Annotated in this window: 9 protein-coding genes; 8 read left to right on the top strand and 1 reads right to left on the bottom strand. The window is 57.0% G+C overall.

The window, feature by feature from the left end:
- The first annotated feature begins 25 nt into the window (after window positions 1-25).
- The 6 genes from dnaJ to IPM50_07930 all read left to right on the top strand — a co-directional run bounded on the left by dnaJ (window position 26) and on the right by IPM50_07930 (window position 10925).
- A complete protein-coding gene (gene dnaJ / locus IPM50_07955) occupies window positions 26-1186 on the top strand; it encodes a molecular chaperone DnaJ (GenBank protein QQS31620.1) in 1161 nt (386 codons plus the stop codon).
- A 101-nt stretch (window positions 1187-1287) separates the two neighbouring features.
- Window positions 1288-1686 (top strand): helix-turn-helix transcriptional regulator, encoded by a 399-nt coding sequence (locus IPM50_07950; GenBank protein ID QQS31619.1) that lies wholly within the window; start codon window positions 1288-1290, stop codon window positions 1684-1686.
- A gap of 95 nt (window positions 1687-1781) precedes the next feature.
- Entirely contained in the window at window positions 1782-5204 is a 3423-nt protein-coding gene (locus IPM50_07945) for a TonB-dependent receptor (protein QQS31618.1), read from the top strand.
- Between the two features lie 100 nt (window positions 5205-5304).
- Window positions 5305-6096, top strand: coding sequence for a DUF4388 domain-containing protein (locus IPM50_07940; protein ID QQS31617.1), 792 nt, complete (start codon window positions 5305-5307; stop codon window positions 6094-6096).
- 85 nt (window positions 6097-6181) lie between these two features.
- The gene (smc, locus tag IPM50_07935) at window positions 6182-9991 is read left to right on the top strand and encodes a chromosome segregation protein SMC (GenBank protein QQS31616.1); all 3810 of its coding nucleotides are present in this window, start codon (window positions 6182-6184) and stop codon (window positions 9989-9991) included.
- The gene (locus tag IPM50_07930; GenBank protein QQS31615.1) at window positions 9984-10925 is read left to right on the top strand and encodes a hypothetical protein; all 942 of its coding nucleotides are present in this window, start codon (window positions 9984-9986) and stop codon (window positions 10923-10925) included. The genes smc and IPM50_07930 overlap by 8 nt, the downstream gene beginning before the upstream one ends.
- A gap of 721 nt (window positions 10926-11646) precedes the next feature.
- Here the strand turns inward: IPM50_07930 and IPM50_07925 are convergent.
- Entirely contained in the window at window positions 11647-15918 is a 4272-nt protein-coding gene (locus IPM50_07925; protein ID QQS31614.1) for a carboxypeptidase regulatory-like domain-containing protein, read from the bottom strand.
- Window positions 15919-16477: 559 nt separating this feature from the next.
- Between IPM50_07925 and IPM50_07920 the strand changes: the two genes are divergently transcribed.
- Together IPM50_07920 and IPM50_07915 are read left to right on the top strand one after the other, a co-directional pair.
- Complete coding sequence (locus IPM50_07920; protein QQS31613.1) at window positions 16478-17053, top strand: sigma-70 family RNA polymerase sigma factor; 576 nt, start codon at window positions 16478-16480, stop codon at window positions 17051-17053.
- Window positions 17046-19871, top strand: a complete 2826-nt coding sequence (locus IPM50_07915; GenBank protein ID QQS31612.1) for a serine/threonine protein kinase — start codon at window positions 17046-17048, stop codon at window positions 19869-19871. The genes IPM50_07920 and IPM50_07915 overlap by 8 nt, the downstream gene beginning before the upstream one ends.
- Window position 19872: the final 1 nt, after the last annotated feature.

Genomic DNA, 19872 nt, shown 5'->3' with positions numbered 1-19872 from the left:
ACTCGCGTTTGGCTCTCATTACCGCATGGCGAAAAAGGACTATTACAAAATTCTCGGTGTCAAAAAGGATGCTAAGGCTGACGAGATCAAGAAAGCCTATCGCCGTTTAGCGCGTAAGTTTCATCCTGACGTGAATCCCGGCGACAAAGCTTCGGAAGACAAATTCAAAGAAGTGCAGGAAGCCTACGATGTACTTTCCGATGACAAGAAACGGAAGGTATTTGACCGGTTCGGCTACTACGCGGACAACCTCGACCCCGATTCTCCTTTTGGAGCTTCCGCCGGTGCGGCGGGCGGTGCCGCCGGCTTTGATTTCTCGGGATTCTCATGGGATCCGGGTACGTCGACGAGCAGCGGATCGAGCTTTCGCGATATCTTCTCAGATCTTTTCGGTGGCAGCGGCGGTGCCAAAGCCCAGCCGGAGCCGCCGCGGCCCTTGCCGAAACGCGGCCGCGATATAGAGATGCCGCTCGCTTTGAGTTTCGAAGAGGCATTCTCAGGGCTTACGACAAATATAACCGTCAATCGTTCTGAGCAGTGTTCGCGTTGTCAGGGAGCGGGCGACACCGGCGGACCCGTCGTTCAGTGTTCATCGTGCAAGGGAACAGGCCAGGTGATGCGTACCGGCGGCAGGCTGCAGTTTTCGCAGGGCTGCCCGGACTGCGAGGGAACGGGCCGACGGCGTCAACCGTGTTCGCTGTGTAACGGAAAGGGTACGACGCCAAAGACCGAGCAGGTCAAGGTACGTATTCCTGCGGGCGTCGATACAGGTTCGCGTGTCCGTATCCCGAAAAGAGGCCACGGCGGGCGTTTGGGAGCGGAGCCCGGCGATCTGTTCATTTTGACGAATGTCGGAAAACACCCATTCCTGACACGCAAGGGCGACAACGTGTATGTAACGGTTCCGATAACCGTGTCGGAAGCGGCTCTGGGAACGAAGATCGAGGTTCCGACCGTCGAAGGAAAAGCCCAGCTCAAGATCCCGTCCGGAACCGAATCGGGGCAAAAGTTCCGACTGCGAGAACGCGGTTTCCCGAGCCTGCGAAACCCGAGCCTTCGCGGCGACCAGTTCATCGAGGTGAAGATCACACTGCCGCGGATACTATCGGAGGAAACAAAAGAACTGCTTAGGCAATTTGAAAAGCTAAATCCCGACAATCCGCGAAAAGCGATGGGACTGGAGTAAGTCGGGACAGTCGCGAAAGTCTAGGAAGTCTTGGAGGTCCACAAGCAATTTGATTTTTACTTCCCAGACTTTCTAGACTTCCTAGACTTTCTAGACCAATTATGAAAAAGCGCGTCAAAACATACACCATCAGTGCCGTTGCGGAGATGTACGACATACATCCGCAGACGCTGAGGCTGTATGAGCGCGAAGGGTTGCTCAAGCCTTCGCGGTCTGACGGGAACACGCGCCTTTTCGAGGACAGCGACCTCGAACGCCTGGAGGTAATTCTTTCACTCACACGCGACCTCGGTGTCAATCTCGCGGGAGTTGAGATCATCCTCAATATGCGTGAGAAAATGGCCGAAATGCAGAGCGAATTTGAACGGTTCTTCGCGTATCTCCGTTCCCACGCCACCGAATTTGCCCGCCACAACGAGGCATTCTCTTCCAGCGAGGCATTGATACCGGTTTCACGCATTAGGGCATTGCGTCGTGAACCCGCCGAAAACGACGATTAATTTTCAGTTAATACAACCTTTTTCCGAATTGCTTTCGCGTTGCTTCTGAGTTACGATTTTTTGATTCGTAGCATAGTTTTCAGGAGTATTTCGAAATGTCATTTCATGGATTTAGAAGGATCATCGGCGCGTTTGTGTGCTCGATGTTCTTGGTAATTGGTGCATTCGCTCAGGACCTTGACGACGTCACTATCTCAGGCCGCGTGACCGACGCTAACGGCCTGCCTGTCGTCGGTGCGACCGTCACTGCGACTCTGGTCGAAACAAGCGAAAAGCGGTCGGTCGTCACGGACGACGACGGCAGATACCGGCTTATCAAACTAAAGCCCGGCACATACAAGATCTCCGCTGCCGCCAGCGGTTTCGGCACACTCGAAACGCCGCCGACGCCCACCGTTTCTGCCCAGAACCTTCTAAAGGATTTCAAACTTTCACCTGCTGACATTCGCGAAGAAATGACGGTCACCGTCATTGAAGACGACGGGCCGCTCGTGGATACGACCAGAACCATCGTCGGCGGCACCATCACGGAACGCGAGATCGAGGAGCTGCCGAACAACACACGAAATGCTCTCGATCTCGTTCTGACACTTGGCGGCACCTCCGAAGAGCAGCTGTCGACAAGCGGCCTCTCAGACGACAGATTCCAGAATTCGCCGACAGCACCGCTTGAGCAGGGAAATTTCTCGCTTTCCGGCGGCGTGGCATATTCGAACAACCTGACGATCGACGGGCTTGATAACAACGACGACCGTTCATCGCGAGAACGTTTTCAGCCTTCGCTTGAGGGAATTGCAGAGGTTCAGGTCATCTCGAATCAGTTCTCGGCCGAATACGGGCGAGCTTCGGGCGGTCGGATCAATATCAGAACGCGTGCCGGCTCCAACCGTTTCCGCGGCCGAGCGTTCTTTTTCTTCCGAGACGACAACCTGAACGCTAACAGCTGGTATAACAACAGCCGCGGTTTTTCGCGTCAGCCGCTGACTGAGTACAATCCCGGCTTTTTCCTTAGCGGTCCCGTTAGGCTGCCATTCTACGACGGCCGTAGAAAGACCTTTTTCTCGGTCGCCTATGAATACGAGAATGTTCAGGACTCGACCTTTATTGATACATGGCTTCCCGTCGGCAGCAATCCGAGATTCCCGCTGCCGCAGGGCAATCTGCAGTGTCCCGCAGGCGTGACCTGCAACGATCCGAGCAGTTCGCCGCCGACCCCGATCTTGCCGTACCAGGCGATCGTTGCAACCCCGAACCTGGCTCACCGACTGACCGCCCGCGTCGATCACAATTTCTCGCAGCGTAACAATGCGACATTCGGTTATCAGTTCGGCCGCCGTGCGAACAGGCGTACGACCTTCCAATCGACCACGCGGCTTGATGACGCTCTTCAGGTCAGGAACATAGATACGGACGCATTCAACTTTACGAACAATCACGTTTTCAGTGCCCGTGCCGTTAACCAGATCCGCGGCCAGTATTCTATCTACGAGCCAAGCTTCCAGACTGATAACGCGACAGGCCCGGTGGTCCTGATCAGTTATCAGAACCCGCAGTTCGGCGGCACACAGACGCTGATCGCCGGTAATTCGACGGCGGCGATCACGGGCGACGCGACCGGCTTTCCGCAGAATCGCCGCGAGACGAGGATCCAGATCCAGGATTCACTGACGTACCTCGCGGGGCGGCACAGCCTGAAGATGGGCTTTGACATCATGCGCGTGCGCTCAAAGGCACTCGGCCTCGGCGATGCTACCGGAACGTTCAACTTCACCGGAATCTTGAATTTCCAGAACAACGTCCTCTCGCGATACCGTCAGAATTACGGCACACGCTCCGACGTCATCAACACCTATTGGGGCGTCTTTTTTAACGACGAGTTCAAGATCAAGTCGAATCTCACGCTTAGCTTCGGCGTTCGTTATGAACGCGAAACTGCGGTCACCGACAATAACAATATCGGGCCGCGTATCGGCGTTGCGTGGGATCCTTTTAAGAAAGGCCGAGGCGTGATCCGTGCGGGTGCGGGCATCTTCTACAACCGCGTCCTTCTCAGGACCGTTGCCGATTCGATCCAGAACACTGGCGGAAACCTCGTCTCTTTCGATACGAACCTTATCGGTACAGCGGCCACAGATCCGCGGCGAGTTGCGATCCTCAATGCGATCGCACAGAATTTCCCCAACGCCTTCGCGACCCCTGATGACATTCGAGCACTGCTTACATCAGTTTGTCCGACGGTGGTCAATCCGCCGGCTCCCTGTACGACCTCCACCGGCTTTCGCGACAGCGTTACAAGCACGGGCAATCCGCTGAGGACGGTTGACCCGAATCTGGTCATCCCGGAAAGCTATCAGTACAACATAGGTTTTGAACGTGAGATCAACCGCGATTGGCTTTTTGAGGCAAACTTTACCGTTAATAAAACGGTACATCTTTGGCGGGATACCAACGGCAACAAGGCGCGGCTTCCGGCCGGTTTTGCCGACTGGACTCAGTGGCTGTTGGCGAATAGCTTCCAGCTGACCAACCAAAACGGTACCATCCGTAACTATACATTCACGCTCGGCTCAACGACCGATACCAGCGGCGTATCGACGTGCAGTTTTACGACCAATAACACCTGCGTCGTCAACCTGAACACGACAAATACGTCAACAACCGCTCCGGCAGCGGCATCGACCGGCAATAACAACAATGCGACCGGCGGCCCTATCGGCATCGCTCGTGCGGCCATCGCACAATTTCGTCCGAATCCTAACTTTGGTGAGCAATCGGTCATCAGGTCCATCGGCAACGCCTATTATCAGGGGCTTGTGCTCGAATTGCGGCGTCGTTATCGCCCGCTTGGAGCAGGATTTGGTTCTTCATTGCGGTTTGTTTATACGCTCTCAAGCACCAAGGATGACGGCCTGAACAATACGTCAAATGCTCAGATAGATGGTGATTTCGATTCGGAATGGGCAAGGTCACGACAGGATCGCCGTCACCGCATAGCATTCACCGGTACCTTTGATACGCCGTGGTGGATGGGCAAACTGCGGTTCTCGCCGCTTGTTCGCTGGGGAAGCTCGGCGCCGTTCAGCCTCGGCAACGGCGGCAGTGACCGCAACCTCGACGACAATTCGACCGACCGGCCGAATTTCGCCGGCAATCTTTCGGATATCAAATGGAGGCCGCCCGGTTCGCCAATTCCGACAGCATTGATCGCTCAGTTCTCGCTGCCTCCGATCGGTGCCCGCGGCGGCAACCTGCCGCGAAATGTGGGAACGGGCCCGAGCTTTTACACGTTCGATCTGAACATTACTCGCGAATTCCGCTTCAAAGAGCGGTACCGAATACGCCCTGTTGCTCAGTTCGACAATATCCTGAATGCCGCGGTCTTTGCTTACGGTGCAGGGTTTATCGATTTCAGCGGCCTGGCACAGGTCGGCAACGTCGCAGCGCAGCAGGCTTTCCTTGTCCCGACACGCACCTATCGCCAGCGTCAGATCCGTCTCGGAATGCGTTTCGATTTTTAACTCTTTCCGCGATGATCTTTTCCGGAGGCTGTCTGAAATGGCAGCCTCTTTTTTCGTAGAAAATATTAGTTACACACAGCGTTTGCTGTGCTAAAATCAGGTGTTGAACATTTTTGTTCACGCATCTGCTATGAATCAGGTCCTCGAATCTCCGTCGCTGCCCGTCACCGAAACCACCATCGAATCCGTACTTCTCGATGCGGATCTGTTCATCAAATACAGTTCGCCTGAGAAGGCCTTTGACCTGCTCCGAGCGTCGATCGAACGCAGTCCGCGGTCAATACCGCTGCGTGAAAAGATGCGGGATATCTGCGTCCGGCAAAAGAACCTTAGCGAGGCCGCACGGCAATGTTTGGCTCTTGTCAGCTTATACATCGCTCGCGAAGATTTCGACATCGCCTACGACCGCCTGCAAGAGGCAAAGCTGCTCGACCCGCGCATTTCAGTAGCTCCGGGACTCGAGGCGATCCGGCGTGCACGCAGGCCCGAGTTTGCCGAAGGCCGCGACCGAAAACCGCAGCAGATACGTACCGACGTCACTTTTGCAGGAAACCTTGCTTACGTCAGCCTGTTTGACGCGGTTCAGGTCATCGAAAGTGCGAAAATGACTGGCTTGCTCGTCATAAAATCTGACCTGCACATGGGCAATGTCGCGTTCAACGAAGGCAAGATCGTCGATGCGGAATGCAATGGGCACAACGGACAGACGGCTTTTCGCGATCTTATCGAGATCAACGGCGGTACTTTTGAATTTTCCACATCACAACAGGAATTTCCGGTCGTGATCGTGGTTTCCAACAATACGAATTTTCTGCTCGACGTCCTCACCGAACTTGACCATGAACGAGCCGAAAAGCAGGGGCTGCGTGACGTCGGGAGCGAAATGATCTAAGGACGCTGAGCCGCGAAATTAAGGTTGACTTAACACTACAAATGCCACAAAATATAGTGCTTCTTTAAATCAAGAGCACTATAGAATGTTTAAGCTCCAGCGCCTCGAGATCACCGGTTTCAAGTCCTTTGCCGACCACACCGAGATAGTCTTTACCGGCAACGGCATCACTGCCGTCGTCGGGCCGAACGGTTGCGGCAAATCGAATGTATCCGACGCAATTTCCTGGGTCCTGGGAGAACAGCGCGCGAAAAGCCTTCGCGGCGGCGAGATGAAAGACGTCGTTTTCGCAGGGACGAAAGACCGAAAACCGGGAGGAATGGCAGAGGTCGTCCTGCATCTTGTTCGCGATGATTCGACGTTCGACATCGACGAAGGCGAGCTTGAGGACATCGATGAGCGCCTCAGTTCCATAGACGATGCCTCGGTCGACATGAATGAGATCGAGGGCATCGACCCGGAACCTGAAGAAGCGGCCGAACTTGTCGAAGCCATCGCAGAACCTGACGCGGATCAGCCGGAGAAAACTGAGGCAGCGGAATCTGAACAGATCGAGACGGTGAAGGCACTTGCGGTGGGTTCCGCTCAGGTCGTCCAGACAAAGGTAAAGACAAAACGCCATTGGCGGCCGCGTTCATTCGCGTTGGATTTCGCTCCCGGCGAGGCGGTTTCCGTCACTCGTCGGCTTTATCTTTCGGGCGAGAGCGAATATATGCTCAACGGCAAGACATGCCGTCTGCGCGACATTACGGACCTGTTCGCAGGAACCGGCCTGTCGGGAGCTCATTACGCGATCATCGAGCAGGGACGCATCGGACAAATACTCTCTGCCAAGCCTGCAGACCGACGCAGCCTGATCGAAGAGGCGGCCGGCATCTCAAAATTCCGAGCCCGCCAGCGTGCTGCTGAATCGCGTCTGGAATCTGCAAAGACCAATCTCGCCCGCATTTACGATATCGTTTCAGAGGTCGAAACGCGGGTGAATTCACTTCGCAGGCAGGCCGCCAAAACCCGACGTTTCAAGCTGCTGCAGGAAGAATTCCGCGGCCTGCTCCGCACGCTTTATGCAGCCGAAGGCCGCCATTTCGCACAGCTTTCCGATGAGTTGAGACAGCGCCTTGCCGAAGCGTCGAAGGAAGAAGAGGCCCTGCACCAGCAGCTCGCGGACAAGGAGAACGCGGCAAAGGAGCAGACACTTCGTTCGCGCACAGCAGAGGAAAGCCTCGCGGAGTTGCGGAAGATACATTCGCACAATGCCCTCGAACGCGATCGTGCCGAACGCGAGCATCTGTATAAATCAGATCAGCTTGTTTCGCTGAATACACGTTGCGAAAGTCTTCGCGGCGAGATCGCGGCAAGCAAACAGCGGATCGAGCTGCTCGCTACGGAGATAGAACGCCTGCGTGGGGACGAACAGCGTGAAACGGCGGCCTATCAACAGGTCCACGAGGAGCTCACACATGCCGAAGAGGTGCATGCACGCGAGGCGTCAGCTCTGGCTGAGATCGAGACAAAGCTCGACGAACTCCGCACGCATCTCATACAGCACACCGCCGCTGCCGAGCGTTTTGACGAGATCGCAAAACAGCTCGACAACAACATTCGTCGTTTGAACGACCGTGCCGCGGGCCTCGATGTCGAAGGCGAACGTGCGGCCGGTGCATTCACTGCAAATCAGAAGACCGCGGAGGAACTTGCGGCGAACCTTGCCGAGGAAGAGGCAAAGCTAATATCGCTAAATGCCGAAAAGGAAACGCTGATGGCCGAAACCGCGGCCGACCGCGACGCTTTGCGTGCCGCGGAATCGGCCTTGCAGGCTCTTCAGGAGGAGCATTCGGCAAAGAAACATCGGCTTGAGACGCTCAAGGAACTCGAAGAAAAGCGTGCCGTTTACGCTCCGCAGGTGCAAAAGATTCTGAACTCTGCGGATGAGATCGGCGTCCGTTTTCACGGCGTATTGGCTGACCGCCTGCACGTCACGCCCGATGCCGAATCGGCGATCGAATCGCTATTCGGGCCGTGGCTTGAGGCCATCTGTGTCGAATCCGTCGATGACGCGAAACGCGCGACCGCGTGGCTGCGTTCGCAGGGTATAGGCCGTGCGGCGATGGTCGTCCTTCCGCCGTCGGAACAGAACGAAGAGCCCGCAGAAGGCATTGCGGGCGTTCTCGGCATTTCGAAGAGAACTGCCGATGCACTCAGCGGCGTTTTCGCCCGCGAGATGTCTGCCCAGCTGGTCGATGCCCTGCCGTCCAATGGAAACGCGGGCACGGGCGTTTACGTTGACCGCTCGGGCGATATTTTGATCGGCGGACGGCTGTTCATCAGCGGTGACGGAAACGCTGCAGGCCAGAATGACTCGCTGCTGGCATTCAAACGCGAACTTACACAGCTTGCGAAAGACACGCGTCGGCTCGTCGGCGACATCGAGGCATCGGTCGCAAAGGTCGAATCTGCACGAAGCCGTCTGATCGAGAGTGAAAGCAAGATGGTCGACCTGCAGTCCCTGATCATCAAGGTCGATCGCGGTATTCATGGGCTGCAGATACAGGTCCTCGCCGCGAAAGAAGAGATAGAGCGTGCCGAACGGCATCGGAAATTGGTCGCTGACGAGGCGGGCCAGATCCGCTCGGAACTCGCCGAGATCGAGGAACGAAAGGCCGAGGCCCTAAGCGGAAAAACCGAAGCAGAAAAAGCCCTGACAGAGGCGAGCAGCGGGATCGAAGCACTCGCCGGATCATTGGCGGAGGCACGTTCGCGGACGCATGCCGCTGACGCCGTTCTCAATGAAAAGCGCATGACGGCCGCGACCTCGGACGAACGCAGGCGTGCCGCCGTGAATGCTCTGCGGCGTGTCGAGAACGAAAGCCGCGAATTTGAAAGCCGGCTCAATCTGCAGTCGGTCGAGCTTGCCGAGGCAGAGGGCAAGATACGCTCGCTTCATGAAGAGATCACAGCGATCACTGACCGCATCGCGAATTCAGGTGTCGAGGTGGAACGCGAGGACACCGAGATCGCCGATGCCATAGCGGCTTTGTCGGCCGCACGCGAAGCGTCGGATCGGGCGAGCGAAGAACTCGCCGAGCTTAATCGGCAGGCAGCCGAGGCACGCGACCGCCGTGCCGAGATCGAAGTGCGTCAGGCAGAGGCGGCGACCGAGCTGAAGAACGTTTCAGAGAATTGCGTCCACGAACTCAACATCGCCATTAACGACCTGATGGCGGAGGTCGAACTGCCGGAAGAACTCGACCTTGCCGAAACTCGTCGTCACGCGGACGATCTTCGCGACAGGCTGGAGGGATTCGGAGCGATAAACATGCTCGCTCTCGAGGAGCTGGCCGAGGCAGAAGAGCGGCATCAGTTCCTTACATCGCAGCGGCAGGACATAGTTGACAGCATAGCCGCGACCGAAGAGGCACTTCGTGAGATAAAGCAGCGTTCACGCGAGCGTTTCAAGACGGCATTTGAAGCGATCAATCAGAATTTCACCGAATTTTTCCGCGAGCTATTCGGCGGCGGACAGGGCGAGATGACGCTGCTTGAGTCCGACGATATTCTGGATGCAGGCATAGAAATAGTCGCGCAGCCGCCGGGCAAACGTCTTCAAAACATTCTACTTCTCTCCGGCGGCGAAAAGGCGATGACAGCCATTGCGCTAGTACTTGCGATCTTCAAATACCGTCCGTCGCCTTTCTGTCTGCTTGACGAGGTAGATGCTCCGCTGGATGACGCGAACGTCGGCCGCTTTGCGCAAAAGGTCGCCGATATGTCTGAAAGAACGCAATTCATCGTCATCACGCACAACAAAAAGACGATGGAGGCCGCACGTGCGCTCTACGGCGTCACGATGCAGGAGCCCGGCGTTTCGAAAATTGTCTCCGTCAAGTTTGATTAAACTTCACACCGATGTTGTAAACTTCCTGTTTGCCCGCCGCATCATAGGTGCGTTGCAGGGCAGCAGTATAATGGCGAATTTCTCGGAAAGATCGATAGGTTGGAGGGCCGCATTTGCGGCGTCGGTTATTGCGGGTAGCGTATTCGTGTTCGACTCCGACGTTTTTTCCCAAACAAAGGCAAAAGCGGCAAAACGCAAGCCCGCAAAGGCCGCGGTCACGGTCGTGGAAGAGACTCCTAAGCCTGCGGCAGTGCCCGTAGTAACTGAGGTTCCAAAAGAGGAGCCGAAAAAAAACTCGCGGCCCGCGGCCCCTTCGGCTCAGCAGGCCCAACCGATCATTGTTCCCGCCGCTCAAGAGAGGCCCGAATATACGTACGTATTCATTCGTCCGGGTTTTACATACGAACGCGTCGTCATCGAACACGACGCTTCCGGTAAAGGAACCTTCACATTCAAGAAACTCGGCTACGATGAAGAGATAACCGACCCGCTGTCGCTCACAGCAAAAACGATGTCGTCGCTGCGTTCGGCATTCGAAGCTCTCGATTTTCTGAACTCGACCGAAAGCTACCAGGTTCCTCGTGACTACTCGCACATGGGCACCATCGAACTGACGCTTCGTCGGATGGGCCGCGAACGCACAGCACGCTATAACTGGACGGACAACAAACAGGCGAAAGCCTTGATGGACGAATATCGCCGTATCGCAAATGAATTCACTTGGCGGTTCGAGATAGCATCAGCTCGCGACAACCAGCCGCTGCAGTCGCCCGGCCTGATGAACCTGATCGAAAGCTACGTCAAGAGAAACGACATCTCAGATCCGAAAAATCTGGTCCCTTTCCTCACACAGCTTGCGTCGGACGAGCGGCTCCCGCTTATGGCCCGTAACAAGGCCGCCGACCTCGTAAAACACATCGAGAAGACAAAATAGCAAGAACCATCCGCTTCGGCAGGTGATGCATTCTTGTCGGACCGCAGGCTGCCAGCCTGCAGAGGTTGCAGAGGCCCGCGCGTAAGCAAGGGCGATATCCGGAGCGTCATGCGGGAGGAGCTTTGCCGGAAGATGCCTGTGATCATCTTGTATGCTTTGGTCGTTCGCTATCGCCCTTGCTTACGCGCGGGCCTCTGCAACTTCGTTCTTCAACAAAATACCCCGCTCGTTAAGAGCGGGGCAGTTCTGTCGGACCGCAGGCAGCTTGGTTGCGGGCCGGCGAACAACCACCCGCTACCGCAGGTGGTTCTGACAAGATGCAGGCTGGAAGCCTGCTGAGGTTGCAGAAGCCCGCGCGTAAGCAAGGGCGATATCCGGAGCGTCGTCATACGGGAGGAGCTTCGCCGGAAGATGCCTGTGATCATTTTGTATGCTTTGGTCGTTCGCTATCGCCCTTGCTTACGCGCGGGCCTCTGCAACTTCGTTCTTTAACAAAATACCCCGCTTCAAAGAGCGGGCAATTCTGTCGGACCGCAGGCAGCTTGGTTGCTCTTGCTATAATACATTGCAGGCCACCAGCCTGCGGTCCGGCGAACAACCACCCGCTACCGCAGGTGGTTCTGACAAGATGCAGGCTGGCAGCCTGCGGTCCGGCGAACAACCATCCGCTGCCGCAGGTGGTTCTGACAAGATGCATGCTGGCAGCCTGCGGTCCGACGTGTCACTCCAGTCCCACGAAATCGACATCGGTCAGCGTATCGGTGACTGTTACAACACGGGGAACGAAGCGGTAGCTGCGTGAGTTGACCGTCATCACGAACGAATCGCCCACAGGCACGCCCTCGAAACGGTAGTAACCGAAGCTGGATGTGACAGCGGATCGCGTAACGCCTTGTCCGTCGGTCATCGTCACTGTGGCGTTGCGTAAGCCTCTGCCGTCAGATGTGAGGACGCGGCCTGACACTTCAACACCTGCTGCGGTCGGAGGCAGGAACTCCAGTCCCCAACCGCCTGCGATGCTTCCGATGGCCGTCATTGTGAGCGGTGAGCCGTTGTCGTCTCGGACATAGAGGTTCCAGTTGCCCATAGGGCTTGTCAGCCCGAATGCCCCGAACATCGTCTGCGTGACGGGCCTTGATACGACACAGCCCGGTTCGATGTACGGCCCTGCAGGAGCTCCCGCAAAGTTCGTCACAGGCGTCTCGCAGGTCGTGGGCAGGTATGTGCCTGTCGTCAGCACATTCGAATCAGGCAGCACCGCCGCAGCACTGTCAGTAAAGCTCAGCGTTACAGGCGAATTCACATCTATAGTGAAAGGCCCGCCGGTATCGCCCATCAGCACATACTTTGCACCGTTCGGCCCTATGAGCAGTATGTCTATGTTGTCCGGGATATCGTGCGACAGGTCATACAGAGTAACTCTCATTGAACCTATGACCGTCGGTCCGCCGGTGACGTTGATGGTCGAAGGATTCGGTGATCCTGCCGTTCCCAAGAACATATCTATCGCTGTCGCATTGCGGAACTGCGATGCGGTGTCGTTTATCAACAGAACCGCGGTATTCGGCGAGCCGATGTCGGCGTTGACGTTGCTGGTCAAAGACAGATCCACGGTCTCTGTGCCTTCATTGATCACATCACCGCACAGAGGTACGCTGAAAGACTCGGAATCGTCATTGATCGCAAAGTTCAGCGTCACCGGCCCCGTGTAAACATAATCCACACCCGACGTCGTGCAATCAGCACCGCCTGTCGCCGTCCCGTCCGTCAGCACGACATCTACGCTCGACGCCACAGCCAAACTGCCTGTCCTCGTCACCGTGATCACAGCACTCTGCGACTCATCATCCATGAACGTCGAAGCCGCGAACTGCACCGCCGGCGGCGGAGCTGTGGTAGTGAACTGCTGAACCGCACCGAATGACGTGCCTTCAGAGTTTTGAGCTATTGCGCAGAAATAATATGTCGTCGAAGCCGACAGCCCCGTGATCGCCTGCGAATATCCGACGCTCGTCGTGCCGCTGCCGAGGCTCGTTCCGCCGGTCGAAGGAGCACGCGTGCCGAATGAATCGTTACAGGTGCCCGGGCTCGCCGTAGCGTAGCGGTACCAGCCGGTCGTCTCGGCTCCGCCGGGGTTGGCCGATCCGTTCAACTGGGCGGACGAATTTGTTACGAGCGTTGCCGCAGATGTCGAGACGGTCGGCGGTAAAGCGTTCGTTGTGAACGACAGCACGCTGCCGAATTCCGTTCCGATGGCGTTCGACGCGATCGCGCAATAGTAGTAGGTCGTCGCGGGTGCGAGTCCGGCTATCGCCTGCGAGTAATTGGCGAGCGACGTTCCGGAACCGAGGCTCGATCCGCCGGACGTCGGAGCACGTGTGCCGAATGTGTCATTACACGTTCCGGGGTCCGTCGTTGAATAACGGAACCAGCCTGTCGTCGCGGAACCGTTCGGGTTTGCGGCGCCATTCAGCGTAGCCACCGATGCAGTGACCGCCGTGGCGGCGTTGGTCGTCACCGTCGGGGCATCCTGAGCAATTAAGCCCATAACAGTGCCAAAGGATTTGCCGATGGAATTCTCCGCGATCGCACAGTAGAAATAGATCGTACCGGTAACGAGCCCGGTGATCGACTGAGAAAAAGGACCGCTCGTCGTGCCGCTGCCTAGCGAAGTGCCGCCCGACAACGGAGCGCGCGTGCCGAATGAGTCGTTACAGGTTCCGGGGTTTGTCGTCGAATACCGGAACCAGCCGGTCGTCGCGGCTCCGCCCGGGTTTGCGAATCCGTTGAGCGTTGCCCCGCCTGAAACAAAACCGTTGGCGGCAGATGTCCCCACGGTCGGAGCATTCGCAAGCGTCGTAAAGCTCAGCACACTGCCGAACGAAGTGCCCTCGGCGTTTTGAGCGATCGCGCAGAAATAATAGGTCGTCGCGGGAATGAGGCCGGTTATCGAGCGGTTATACGCGGTGGGCGAAGTGCCGCTGCCGAGCGAGGCTCCGCCGGTCGTAGGGGCACGTGTGCCGAACGTGTCATTACACGTACCCGGATCGGTCGCTGAATAGCGGAACCAGGCTGTCGTGGCCGATCCGTTCGGGGTTGCTAAGCCGCTCACGGTTGCCGTAATCGCCGTAACGCTCGTCGCGGCGTTGGTCGTGACAGTGGGCGGGCCGACGGGAGTAAATGTCTGCACGGCGCCGAACGATGTGCCGCCGCTGTTCTGTGCGATGGCGCAGAAAAAATATTGTGTGCCGGCGACAAGCCCGGTAATACCAAAGCTATACGGGACGCCGCTCGTGCCGCTGCCGAGGCTCGTTCCGCCGGTCGAAGGAGCACGCGTGCCGAAACTGTCGTTGCACGTTCCGGGGCTGACCGTCGAATAACGGAACCAGCCGGTCGCGGCGTCGCCGTTCGGGTTCGCGGTGCCATTGAGCGTAGCCGAGGTTGCGGTCACGCTGGTGGCGGCGTCTGTCGAAACGATCGGCGGGCTGGCGAGCGGCGTACAGGCGGTCGCGCCTGTTCCCGACGTAGTGCCGGCGGGACAAGCTATCTGGGCCGTCGCACCCGGATCGGGCACGTAAAAGCCCGGGCTTGCGAGCATGCAGGACGACTGGCCGGTGTTCGGCTGATAGCTGCCGGCGGCGCATTGCGTGGACGCGGTAGCTCCGGTCGTGCTGACAAAGCTTCCCGCCGGTGCAAACAGGCACGACGTCGCACCGGAATTCGGCTGAAATGTTCCTACGGGGCACTGCGTCTGCGAAGTCGCTCCCGATGTTGCTACGAAATTGCCGGGGCTTGCGAGTATGCACGATGTCTGGCCTGTGTTCGGCTGATAGCGGCCTGAGGGACATTGCGTGGGCGCGGTAGCGCCTGTCGTGCTGACGAACGTTCCCGCCGGTGCGAGTATGCACGACGCCTGTCCAACGTTCGGTTGAAATGTTCCCGCGGAGCAGAGCGTCGGCGAGGTCGCGGCGGTGGTCGAAACAAAAGTGCCCGCAGGGGCGAAGAGGCAAGAGGTGGAACCCGAATTCGGCTGATACGTGCCGGCCGAGCACGGCGTCTGCGAAGTTGCTCCCGATGTAGGAACGAAAAATCCGGGGCTTGCCGCGACACAAGAAGTGCCGTTGTACCACGATCCCGCCGGGCAGACCGGCGGAACGCCATATGCGGTGATGCCGAGGTTGTCTATTCCGAGACCTTGACCGTTTGTGCTACCGCCAACGCCGGTGAGCGTCCAACGCAAGTAATAATGCGAGCCGTTCGGAATATTGAGGCCGCTGAGCGTAAAAGACTTGCTTATTGTCGTCGGGGGATTAAAAACCGTAGTGTTGTTGGCATCAGCGGCATAGGACTGATCGCCCGCGGTTGCGGCGGTTGCCGGTGCGGTCGTAGAGCCGTGAAAGAACGTCCAGTCGAAAGCCCTTGAGCCGGAGCGGTATTTTTCGTAATCGAAAGCGATATCAAGGCTGCCGATCGTTGATCCCGTGTTGTTTGTGATCCGCAAGAAAAGTGACCGCGGCGACGTAAAGCTACCGGAGTTTAAAATCCCTAAAGAACGATCTGTCGAGCTGTCCCTAAGACCGTCAGCAAAATTATAAACACCTGCGGTAGATGTGCCTGTAAGTGCTCCTATACCAGTTGTTCCAGCCCATTGGGAAGTGCCAATTTGGTCTTCGTTCCATACGTTTGTAAAGGTTAAAACTCCACTATGTGCAAAGCCATCTGGCAGCGCCGCTGACTGAAAGAAACCCATACTGTCAAAATTCTCCGTGAACGCGATGCCGAGGGCGGTTATGGAGTTTACGGCGTCGATGCCGTGCGTATCAGGTACAGCGGCCTCAACGACAGGCGATTCCGGGCTTTCAAGCCCAAGAAAACTTCCGATCGTGGAGACAAAGCCGAATTGCGATGCGGCGTCGGCGGTGATCGCGGGCAAAGAGACGGCTATTACGGCAGCAAGCAATACGGCTGCAAGACGGAAACGGCGGTTTTTCATGGTTTTTGGGCTCCTCAGGGCTCTGATCTCTTGTCGGTCATGCATACGCGCACAGCGTACCGTTCTCTTGAGAAAAGCGGGGTCCGCTCAAAATGCAACGCATGAGCGAAGACCGATCTATGACGACAGAATATGCGATAAGTATAGGCAAGAACGCAAAAAAGTCAATTGACTAGTCAGTAATCAGTAGCCGGTGGGCGATGGCGAGCCGCAGTGCTGAAAGGCTTCCCGGAAACTATGCTGAGTGTATCGCCCTCCCTCACGGTCGGGCCTTTGCAACATCGCGGCAAAGTTGCAGAAGCCCGCGCGTCAGCAAGGGCGATAGCGAACCGTCAGTGCAAACCAAAAAAAACGCACGCATTCTCTACTCGCGATTCTTTCGTCCACTAAGCTCCGGATATCGCCCTTGCTGACGCGCGGGCTTCTGCAACTATGGCCGCCGGATCGCAGGCCGGCAGCCTGCGTCCCGACCACGGAGATGGCCGGGCAATTTGCGGCAGCGGCGAAAAGTTCTATCCATAATGCCGGAAATCGTTTAGAATACCGTGAAACCTCAAATATGTCTGAAGTACGGGGCGACATTACCAGGCTGCTGGCTGATTACGGCAAAGGAAACCGTGACGTGCTCGATCAGCTTTTGCCGCTCGTTTATGACGAGCTTCGCGGCATCGCCGGAGCGTATCTGGCAAAGGAAAGATCGGACCACACTCTCCAGCCGACGGCACTCGTGCATGAAGCGTATATGCGTTTGATAGATCAGCGGACGACCGATTGGCGCAATCGTGCCCAGTTTTACGGCCTGGCCGCTCAGATGATGCGGCGCATATTGATAAACCACGCCGTCGCCAAAAAGGCCGAAAAACGCGGCGGAGCCGAACGCCCCGCTTCGCTTGAGGGACTGACCATCGCCTTTGACGATACAAATTTTGACCTGCTCGATCTGAACGAAGCTCTTGACCGGCTCGCAGAGCTCGACAAGCAGAAATGCGAGATCGTCGAGATGCGGTTCTTTGGCGGAATGACAACCGAAGAGATCGCTCAGGCGTTGAATTGTTCGCCCTCAACGGTCGAACGCGGCTGGACTTTTGCACGAAGTTGGCTGTATAAGGAACTCGACAGCAAGCAATATGCCTGAACCGACGCGACAGCGTGAATCGATAGATTGGGCCCGTTTGAACGACCTTTTCGAGCGTGCTCTGTTGCTTGATCCCGCGGAACGCCGGAGATTTGCAGTCGATGAATGCGGCAGCGACACCGCTCTGTGCGATGAGCTGCGGGCAATGCTCGACGCCGAGCAGGCCGCGGAAAGACGCGGCTTCTTGAAGGACGCCATTTTTTCGGGCGGTGCTTCGGCTCTGGCATTTGACGATGAGACGCTGCCTGAACGCATCGGCGATTATCGGGTCATCGGCGACCTCGGCCGGGGCGGCATGGGCATCGTTTATCTGGCCGAACACGTCGAGCTAAAGCAAAAGGCTGCCGTTAAGGTGATAAAGCGCGGCATGGATACGGACGAAGTGCTGCGGCGTTTCAAGGTGGAACGTCAGGTGATGGCCGCATTGCAGCATCCGAACATCGCCCGGCTGCTCAACGGCGGTACGACCGACGACGGACGTCCGTTCTTCGTGATGGAATATGTCGAAGGCGTTCCGGTCACGACTTTTTGCGACGAGAACCGCCTGAACATCGACGACCGGTTGCGGTTATTTGCAAAGATCTGCTCTGCCGTTTCTTTCGCACATAAGAATCTCATCATCCACCGCGACATCAAACCGAGCAACATACTCGTCGGTACTGACGGCGAGCCGAAGCTGCTTGATTTCGGCATTTCAAAAATACTGTCGGACGAGGTCGTCGGTGTGACGCTGGCAGAGACCGCGTTGGGGATGCGGATGATGACGCCGGAATATGCGTCGCCCGAACAGGTCGCCGGTGCGCCGATCACGACCGCGTCAGACATCTACAGCCTCGGCGTTCTGCTTTACGAACTGATGAGCGGCCATCGCCCGATCGAGCTTGCGGGGTGTTCGCGTGCCGACATCTCTAAGTTCATCGCCGAATCCGAGCCCGATGCGCCTTCGACGGCCGCCGTCCGTCCGCGTGAAACCGGCCGGGAAATTACACCCGAAACACTCGCGGAATTTCGCAATGAGCGGCCCGACCGTCTGCGTCGGCGGTTGAGCGGCGATCTGGACAACATAGTTCTGATGTCGCTCAGAAAAGAGCCTGAACGAAGATACGGCTCGGTGATGCAATTCGCAGAGGACATTGAACGACATCTGACCGGTATGCCGGTGATGGCACGGCCCGCGTCGTTCGGCTATCTGGCGTCAAAATTCATAGAACGTCATCGTCCGCAGACGGCCGCTGCGGCCGCGATTGCGGTCGCTGTTCTGCTGGGCTTCGGTGCGGCCATGTGGCAATGGAATGCCGCTGCCGCCGAACGCGACCGGGCAAATCAACGTTTCGAGCAGGTGCGGCAATTATCAAATTCGCTCATTTCCGGCTGGGATGATGGCCTTGATGAGGCCCAGGTCAGCCACGAGGCACGAGCACGTCTGATAGCGATATCGGCAGAGTTTCTGGACAGTTTGGCAGCACAAACAAGGGAACCTGAACTGCTTGCCGAACTTGCAGAGGCGTATCTGAAGCTTGGACACGAATTCGCGTATCAATCGATCGACATCGAACGTGCCCGCGAGAGCCTCGCAAATGCGGAATCTATTGCCCGCCGTTTGAACGGTGAGATCGACGACGGCCGGTATCGCGACCTGCTTGTCCGCGTACTTTACAAACAAGACGAATTTTTCGGCGATACCGATCTGCAGGCTTCACTAGAGAACCGTTTGGAAAGGCTGGCTCTTCGGGAACGCAACCTCACACTCGCCCCAAATGACGAACCGGCCGTCCGTTGGTATGCCGCCGCACTTGCGGACGTCGCGAACGGCATGCTTGAGCTCGGACATGATGTAGATGCAAGGGAATATTTTCTGCGTTCCATCGATGGCTACCGTCAGCGAATTCAGTTGCTCGATGCCAATGGGTCCGATCCTGAAGCCGCGGCAAAGATGGCATCGACCTACGCAACGATCGCGGACCACTATGCCAACCGCCTAAACGATATCAGGTCTGCCGAGGCCGCTATCAGCGAAGCGGCCGCTATTGCTCAACGATCACTGGAGAAGGATCTTTCCACCGGCAGAAACGCCATTTCGGCTGTGTCCGTACATTTTCTTAGCGGCAGTATACGGGAAAAGGCGGGCGACACGGCAGCTTCCGAACAGGCTTACGCTAAGGCCGCTGAACTGGCACGGGAGCAATTGAAGCGAGGCTCATGGAGTTTTTTGGCGAGAAAGGAATACGACGCTTATCTGTCGCTTGCTGAACTCGCGGTGATGCGAGGCGACAGGGCAGAGGCTCTTGCACTGATCGAGCGTTCGCGTGAGAGCCGCAGAAAATGGGAGGCCGCGGACACTAATCGCAATAATGCACGCAGCCGTCACAGCGGCGCGATCCACTCGATAGTTGTCGGTAAATTACTGATATCGATGGGCGAAACGTCCGCCGGAAGACAAGAACTTGAGAGAGCAGCTGCTGTACTGACCGGCGTCATCGAGGAAAGCGATCCAATGAATAGAAAAGCGGTCCGCCATCTTGCGGGAGTATATGCCGTGCTTGGCGATTCTTATGCGGGCGTTGGCCTTTGTTCGGGGTCGGAGAGGCCGTTCGGCGGCATCACTGAACAAATCTACTACTGCCGTCCGGGGAATTTACAGCCGTCAAACCGCAGCCAACTCAATGCCGAAGCTGCCCGATCATTCTATAAACGGTCCGAGGCTGTTTTTGCCCGGCTCGAAAGCAGCGGCATTCTGACGGCGATCGACAGGGAACACTTAGCTGCGGTCCGCGTACGTGCCGATTCGTCCGGCGAGATCGCAGCGATCAAGAATTAGG

The organism is Acidobacteriota bacterium (genome assembly GCA_016700075.1).
Classification (GTDB): Bacteria; Acidobacteriota; Blastocatellia; order Pyrinomonadales; family Pyrinomonadaceae; genus OLB17.
Note: the sequence above shows the minus strand (reverse complement) of the source record. Positions and strands in the feature narration are given on the sequence as shown.

Excerpts from the sequence above, each read along its gene's own strand:
- IPM50_07920 (QQS31613.1), top strand. The coding sequence starts at position 16,478 with ATGTCTGAAGTACGGGGCGACATTACCAGGCTGCTGGCTGATTACGGC.
- IPM50_07945 (QQS31618.1), top strand. The coding sequence starts at position 1,782 with ATGTCATTTCATGGATTTAGAAGGATCATCGGCGCGTTTGTGTGCTCG.
- IPM50_07915 (QQS31612.1), top strand. The coding sequence starts at position 17,046 with ATGCCTGAACCGACGCGACAGCGTGAATCGATAGATTGGGCCCGTTTG.
- IPM50_07925 (QQS31614.1), bottom strand. The coding sequence starts at position 15,918 with ATGAAAAACCGCCGTTTCCGTCTTGCAGCCGTATTGCTTGCTGCCGTA.
- smc (QQS31616.1), top strand. The coding sequence starts at position 6,182 with ATGTTTAAGCTCCAGCGCCTCGAGATCACCGGTTTCAAGTCCTTTGCC.
- dnaJ (QQS31620.1), top strand. The coding sequence starts at position 26 with ATGGCGAAAAAGGACTATTACAAAATTCTCGGTGTCAAAAAGGATGCT.
- IPM50_07950 (QQS31619.1), top strand. The coding sequence starts at position 1,288 with ATGAAAAAGCGCGTCAAAACATACACCATCAGTGCCGTTGCGGAGATG.